Source organism: uncultured Thiodictyon sp. (assembly GCF_903828115.1).
Lineage (GTDB): Bacteria > Pseudomonadota > Gammaproteobacteria > Chromatiales > Chromatiaceae > Thiodictyon.
This window is the reverse complement of the sequence record NZ_CAIKKU010000492.1, coordinates 1-5972: the sequence shown is the minus strand read 5'-3', so window position 1 is coordinate 5972 and position 5972 is coordinate 1. Positions and strand designations below refer to the sequence as shown.

General features: G+C 67.0%; 6 protein-coding genes. 1 reads left to right on the top strand and 5 read right to left on the bottom strand.

The window, feature by feature from the left end:
- Positions 1-45: 45 nt before the first annotated feature.
- Positions 46-168 (bottom strand): hypothetical protein, encoded by a 123-nt coding sequence (locus QZY48_RS18080; protein WP_295433674.1) that lies wholly within the window; start codon positions 166-168, stop codon positions 46-48.
- A gap of 178 nt (positions 169-346) precedes the next feature.
- On the opposite strand from QZY48_RS18080, the gene QZY48_RS18075 reads away from it, so the two are divergent.
- A complete protein-coding gene (locus QZY48_RS18075) occupies positions 347-544 on the top strand; it encodes a CopG family transcriptional regulator (RefSeq protein WP_295433672.1) in 198 nt (65 codons plus the stop codon).
- A gap of 380 nt (positions 545-924) precedes the next feature.
- Here QZY48_RS18075 and QZY48_RS18070 read toward each other — a convergent pair whose 3' ends face one another.
- From QZY48_RS18070 to QZY48_RS18055, 4 genes are all read right to left on the bottom strand, one after another.
- The gene (locus tag QZY48_RS18070) at positions 925-1440 is read right to left on the bottom strand and encodes a hypothetical protein (protein ID WP_295433670.1); all 516 of its coding nucleotides are present in this window, start codon (positions 1438-1440) and stop codon (positions 925-927) included.
- A complete protein-coding gene (locus QZY48_RS18065; RefSeq protein WP_295433667.1) occupies positions 1437-1685 on the bottom strand; it encodes a DUF2442 domain-containing protein in 249 nt (82 codons plus the stop codon). Before QZY48_RS18065 ends, QZY48_RS18070 begins: the two co-directional genes overlap by 4 nt.
- Positions 1669-1911, bottom strand: a complete 243-nt coding sequence (locus tag QZY48_RS18060; RefSeq protein WP_295433664.1) for a DUF4160 domain-containing protein — start codon at positions 1909-1911, stop codon at positions 1669-1671. Before QZY48_RS18060 ends, QZY48_RS18065 begins: the two co-directional genes overlap by 17 nt.
- Before the next feature lie 473 nt (positions 1912-2384).
- Positions 2385-5783, bottom strand: a complete 3399-nt coding sequence (locus QZY48_RS18055; protein ID WP_295433661.1) for an HAD-IC family P-type ATPase — start codon at positions 5781-5783, stop codon at positions 2385-2387.
- Positions 5784-5972: the final 189 nt, after the last annotated feature.

The following is a 5972-nucleotide window of genomic DNA, read 5'->3' as shown; positions in this document are numbered from 1 at the left end:
GTACCGATTGTGCGGACCAGTCGACCCTTCTCCGAGCCACGGGTGCTAGACCGCGTCGTCTGCTCTGGGGCCGGCGAGTTCCCGACGTAGATCGCCGAAGAGGTCCTCCTGGGCGATGGTTCGCCCCTGGGCGCAATCGGCCTCGCCCTGGACCAGCAGCTTGAGCATCAGTTGGTGAATACCCGTGCAGTCTCGCCGCGGTGACAGCGGATTCCGCCTGGCGGGAGACCCAGCTAGCCGGGCGGCCCGGACGCCCTCAATGCGCGTGTGGGCTGGTTACTTTCCCTTATCACATCGGTTACCCTTGTTCTTCACTTGGTCGCCGAGCGCATCGACCGAACCAGCCATGACGACATCCATTCAAGCCGATATCCCCGATCGCTTGGCACAGCAGGCGGCGATCCTGATCCGCGACGGCTGGGCGAACGACCTCGACGAGATCCTCATCGACGCACTGCGTCGCTACTTGAGTTCGCACAGCGCGGAGCTGAGCGAGGCGTTCGTTCGTGAGGATCTCGAGTGGGGTCTGCGTGGCGACGGATAGCCGCATCGCCCGTGTGGTCGTTTGCGATGCCGGACCCTTGATTCACCTGGACGAGCTGGACTCGCTCCGCCTGCTCTGCGACTTCCCGTCGGTGCTGGTGCCCGAGGTGGTGTGGGCCGAGGCGCAGCGGGGCCTTGATCATCGTTCCGGCCAGCGCTTGCTCATTTGGAGTCCAAGGCTTCAGCCTTGGCCTGCCGATCCAAGGCTGAAGCCTTGGACTCCAGCCGGCCGGTGCCTCGGCTGGCCGGAGCGATGATCAAGGCCTGCGCGAAGTCATTGGGCAATTCCGGGGACAGTTTACTTATTTCATACTCTGCGGCAGACGCAATTGAGTAAACTATCCCCGGAACTGGCGCCGTAAACTGTCCCCAGAACCGGCGCTAGACGAACGGCGCCACCCGCAGGGGCAACCGGTAGCGCAGGAGGTCGAACAGCGCCGGCGGCACGATGCAGCCCGACCGCTCGTATTGGTCGGCAGGGTGATCGAGCATCACCGAATAGTAAGCGGAGTGATTCGGCGATGCCGCCCGGGTACGCACATAGGTGCCGCGGACCTCGTGGACTACGACCTGGAAATAGATGCCCTCCAGGGCATCCACATAGAAGGCGGTAGCGCCCGGACGCGGCTGCCAGTCCCGGTAGGCGGGGACGACGAAGCCCGCCAGAAGCCGCGCCGTGTCTCGGTCGAGCCGTTCCAGGCGCCGCGCCAATTCCTCGATCTGCTGCCGCAACTCTGTCGCCTGCCGGCGATTGCTCCCCAGGCGCTCCAAACGCTCCTGGTCCTGCATCGTGGGTGGTCCGTCAGTCGTTGCCATCGCGTGCTGTGGTCTTTGCCATTGAGACGGGAAATAGGTGACGTACCAGGGTTCAATGTCCGTACCGGCCCGTGGGATCATGCTACCTTGCGGTCAAGCTCACGGATGTCAGCCAGACCTGCCAGCAATCCCTCGACTGAAATGTCCTCGTCCAACACATCCCAGTGGATGCCCCGCGGACTGATCTCATAGGCTGCCCGCTCTGCCGGACTCGCGGCAAGCAGGCGCGGGAACCAGGCCAGGGGGACGCCGAGCGTACGCCCGTCGTTCAACTCGACCCACAGGTTGTTTTCGTCGCAGTTGACGCTCTTAGGCGAAATGTTCATTCCAGGCTTTCTCCAGGAGTTCACGATGGTCTCCGACCATGCCGGCGATCTGGCGAAGTGTCCGGGCATCGAACCCGTCATTGCGTGCGAGCTGGACCTGGGGCAAGAGCCAGAACTTGGCCTCCGCTCCACCGCTCCTGACATGGACGTGCGCTTGTTCGCGCGGACGGCCCTCATTGGTGTAAAAGAAGAACTTGATTCCATCGAGTCGCAAGGCAACAGGCATGATGCGCTCCAAGGCTGGCGAAGCGGCTGATCCCGGCATCCCGCATGACGACTAAGTTGCAATAGTCGAGTTACACCGTCAAGCAGATGCTCGGCAGGGCGTTACGGGCCTTGGTCAGGATTCCGGCCACCAGGCTCACCGCGAGGCCGTTGGTCCGCACAGCGGACCCTACGGAGCGCCGGTTTACCGTTGGGTCCGCTGTGCGGACCGAGCGCCGCTGGCCGGAGTTATGATCATGGCCGGCGTTACGGATGTCCGCCCGGCCTGTGTTCGCGCTCGCATCCGATCACGTCGCAGCCGCGGACTTGAGGGGCACCTCGGCCGTCGCTGCATTGGTGGAAGTGCCGACACGACTATCGCTAAAGAGCTTAACACGGACGGGGTCGCTACGGCCAAGCGGCGAGAACACCCCTTCCCGGCAGCACATGCAATCTCCGGGCTTGGCGTGACACCGGGCGCCACGGCGCCGGCTCTCAGGCACTAGGCCGCGGCCCTCCCGGGGTCGCCACCCACCGCACCACGGCCTTCTCCAACTCGACCACCAGGAAGATGGCGACGCCGATGCCGACCGGCAACAACCAGTCGCGCGGGGCCAGGGGCGCGGTGTGGAACCAGCGATTCAGGAACGGGGCATAGACGAACAGGAGTTGCAACAGGACCAATACGCCGACGGCCAGCCAGACCACGCGGTTGGTGAACCACAGACCGACCCGCAGGCTGGAGGCGTGCAGGAAGCGGCTGTTGAACAGGAAGAACAACTGCCCGAATGCAAGCGTATTGACGGCCATGGTCTGCGCCGCCGCCACCGAATAGCCGCGCCCCTCCTCGAAGAGAAAGACGGCGGTGGTGGCCACACCGATCAGCACCGAGACGAGCGCGATGCGCCAGATGAAATACCAGCCCAGGATGGGCGCGCCCGGGCGCCGCGGCGGTCGGCTCATGACCCCGGGTTCGGCGGGCTCGAAGGCCAGGGCCAGGGACAGGGTCACCGCGGTCACCATGTTGACCCAGAGGATCTGCACCGGCGCCAGCGGCAGGGTGAAGCCGAACAGGACCGCGGCCAGGATGACCAGGGCCTGGGCGCCGTTGGTCGGCAGCAGGAACAGGATCGATTTCTGAAGGTTGTCGTAGATGGTGCGGCCTTCCTCGATGGCGCGTTCGATCGAGGCGAAGTTGTCGTCCGCCAGCACGATCTCGGCCGCCTCCTTGGTCGCCTCGGTCCCCTTGATGCCCATGGCGATGCCCACATCGGCGCGCTTGAGCGCCGGGGCGTCGTTGACCCCGTCGCCGGTCATCGCCACCACCTCGCCATTGGCCTGCAGGGCCTGGACCAGCCGCAGCTTATGCTCGGGGCTGGTGCGGGCGAAGATGGCGTACTCAGCGACGATGGTTTGCAGTTGCGCGTCGCTGGCGGCCTCCAGTTCGGCCCCGGTGATGGCGCGATCGTCCGTGGTGATGCCCATCTCGCGGCCGATGGCGCTGGCGGTGCCGGCGTGGTCGCCGGTGATCATCTTCACCGCGATGCCGGCCTGGCGGCAGGCGGCGATGGCCGTGATCGCCTCGGGTCGCGGCGGGTCGATGATGCCGACCAGGCCCAGCAACACCATCCCCTGCTCCACATCGGCGACGCCCAGGTCGTCCTGGTCCGCCTCGACCTCGCGGCTCGCGGCGGCCAGCACCCGCAGCCCTTGGGCGCTGAGTCGGTCGATCCAGCCCTCCCAGAAGGCGCGGTCCAGCGGCTCCACGGCGCCGTCAGCGCCGCGTTGGCCGGCGCAGCGATCGAGCAGCCGGTCGGGCGCGCCCTTCATCAGGATGCGCCGGCCGCCCCCGGGCAAGCGGTTCAGCGTGGCCATGAACTTCAGATCGGAGTCGAAGGGCACGACGGCCAGGCGCGGGTAGTCCGCGGCGGCGAAATCGGCCTTGTGGGCCAGGGTGCGCAGGGCCCCCTCGGTCGGCTCGCCGATGACCCGCCAGTGACCGTCCTCCTCGGCGATCTCGGCGTCGTTGCAGACCGCCATGACCTCGATCAGTGCCCGCAGGTCCGGGTGGGCCGCGACCGCGATCGGCTGCCCGTGGAGCGACAGGTGCCCTTCCGGGGCATAGCCGATCCCGGCCGCGTCATACTGGTCCACCGGGGTGACGACATGGCGGGCCGTCATCTCGTTGCGGGTGAGGGTGCCGGTCTTGTCCGAGCACACCACGGTGACCGAACCTAAGGTCTCGACCGCCGGGAGTTTGCGGGTGATGGCGTTGCGCCGCACCATCTCCTGGACGCCGAGCGCGAGCGTAATGGTCATGATCGCCGGCAGGCCCTCCGGGATGGCGGCCACGGCGAAGCCGATGGTCGCCATCATCAGTTCTTCGACCCCGAAGCTGTGCAGGAACCAGCCGATCAGGACCATCGCCACGGCCATCCCCAGGATGATCACCGAGAGCACCCGGCCGAAGGCGGTCATCTGCCGGGTCAGCGGGGTGTCCAGGGTTTCGACCTCCGCGATCATCCGGTTGATCCGGCCCAACTCGGTGTGGGGTCCGGTGGCGGTCACCACCCCGGTGCCCTGCCCGGCCGCCACCAGGGTGCCCGAGTAGGCCATCCCGTGCCGATCGCCGATCCCGGCCGCGTCGTCCACCGGGTCGCTGCCCTTGGTGCTCGGCACCGACTCGCCGGTCAGGGCGGATTCCTCGATGCGCAGATTCACCGCCTCGAGCAGGCGCAGGTCCGCCGGCACCCGGTCGCCGGCGCGCAGGCGCACGATGTCGCCGGGGACCAGGTCGGCCGACTCGACCTCCACCCAGTGCCCGCCGCGGCGGCTGTGGGCGTGCAGCGAGAGCATCTTGCGGATGCCCTCCAGGGCGTCCTCGGCCCGCCCCTCCTGGATGAAGCCGATGATGGCGTTGATGACCACCACCGCGAGGATCACCCAGGTGTCGATCCAGTAACCCTTGAGCGCCGTCGCGGCGGCGGCGGCGATCAGGATATAGATCAGGATATCGTTGAAGTGCTTTAAGAATCGCTTGATCGGTCCGTCCTTCGGCGGGCTCGGCAGCCGATTCGGACCGACGGCCGCGAGCCGCTTCGCCGCCTCGGCGGTACTCAGGCCGTCCACCGTGCTGTGCAGGGCGTGCAGGACCGCGTCGCCCTGCAGGGCGAAGGGGTCGCCGAGGTCGAATGCACCGGGGGCCGCCGCCGCCCGCGCGGGCTCACCGTCGACCAGAAAGTCGAAGCGATACAACAGCACCAGGCAGACGGCGACACCGGCCAGAAACCAGTCCGGCCCGATCAGCCAGAGCACGAACGGGATCGCCAGCAGAAAGCCGCGGGTACCGAGGTGGTAGTGGCCGCCGGCACGATTGAGGGTGTCGGCAACCTGGTCGACACCGGAGCCGGTGAAGTGCTCCGGTGCCAGGTTGATCAGAAAGCCGGTGTGGTTGTAATAGCGCAGCGCCAGGGCGAAATGCAGGAAGGCGCCGGCGAAGATGGCCGCGAGCACCAGCAGCTTGAAGCGCACCAGGTCCGGACCGCTCGGCGCCAGGCTCAGCGACTGCGACAGGCCGCCCAGGTCGAGCCGGTCGAAGGCCACCCCGACGACACCGAGCGCGATCACGATGGCGGTGGAGGCGAAAAGGGTCGCGGACATCACCCAATTGCGCAGGGTCTGGACGGCCAGGATATCCCGGTCGCCGGCGCGCACCGTCGCGACCCAGGCCCGGCGCAGCCGGTTGGAGCGGCCGCGATAGGTCCGCTCCGGCTCCCGTTGAAAGACGCGCCGCAGATACAGGTGGTAGGCGATCAGCAGCGTGAGGCCCAGGCCATCGACGGCCCAGGCCAGGGCCGGCCGATCGAGCCCGGCGAGCAGGGTGGCGAATTGCATCGGTCGCTCCGTTCAGTGGTGCCGGATCGAGGCCCGGCGTTGAGTGGGGTCACTTCACCGTACAAAGTCCCGCAGCGACGCTGTGGGAGCGGCTTTACCGTGAAAGTGCGTAGTCAGGCCATCCTGGCCTGACGGTGTCGGGGCTGAAACAGTCAGGGCTGGAAGCCCTGACTACGCCGCCCCGCACGC

Excerpts from the sequence above, each read along its gene's own strand:
- QZY48_RS18055 (WP_295433661.1), bottom strand. The coding sequence starts at position 5,783 with ATGCAATTCGCCACCCTGCTCGCCGGGCTCGATCGGCCGGCCCTGGCC.
- QZY48_RS18060 (WP_295433664.1), bottom strand. The coding sequence starts at position 1,911 with ATGCCTGTTGCCTTGCGACTCGATGGAATCAAGTTCTTCTTTTACACC.
- QZY48_RS18070 (WP_295433670.1), bottom strand. The coding sequence starts at position 1,440 with ATGATCCCACGGGCCGGTACGGACATTGAACCCTGGTACGTCACCTAT.
- QZY48_RS18075 (WP_295433672.1), top strand. The coding sequence starts at position 347 with ATGACGACATCCATTCAAGCCGATATCCCCGATCGCTTGGCACAGCAG.
- QZY48_RS18065 (WP_295433667.1), bottom strand. The coding sequence starts at position 1,685 with ATGAACATTTCGCCTAAGAGCGTCAACTGCGACGAAAACAACCTGTGG.
- QZY48_RS18080 (WP_295433674.1), bottom strand. The coding sequence starts at position 168 with ATGCTCAAGCTGCTGGTCCAGGGCGAGGCCGATTGCGCCCAGGGGCGA.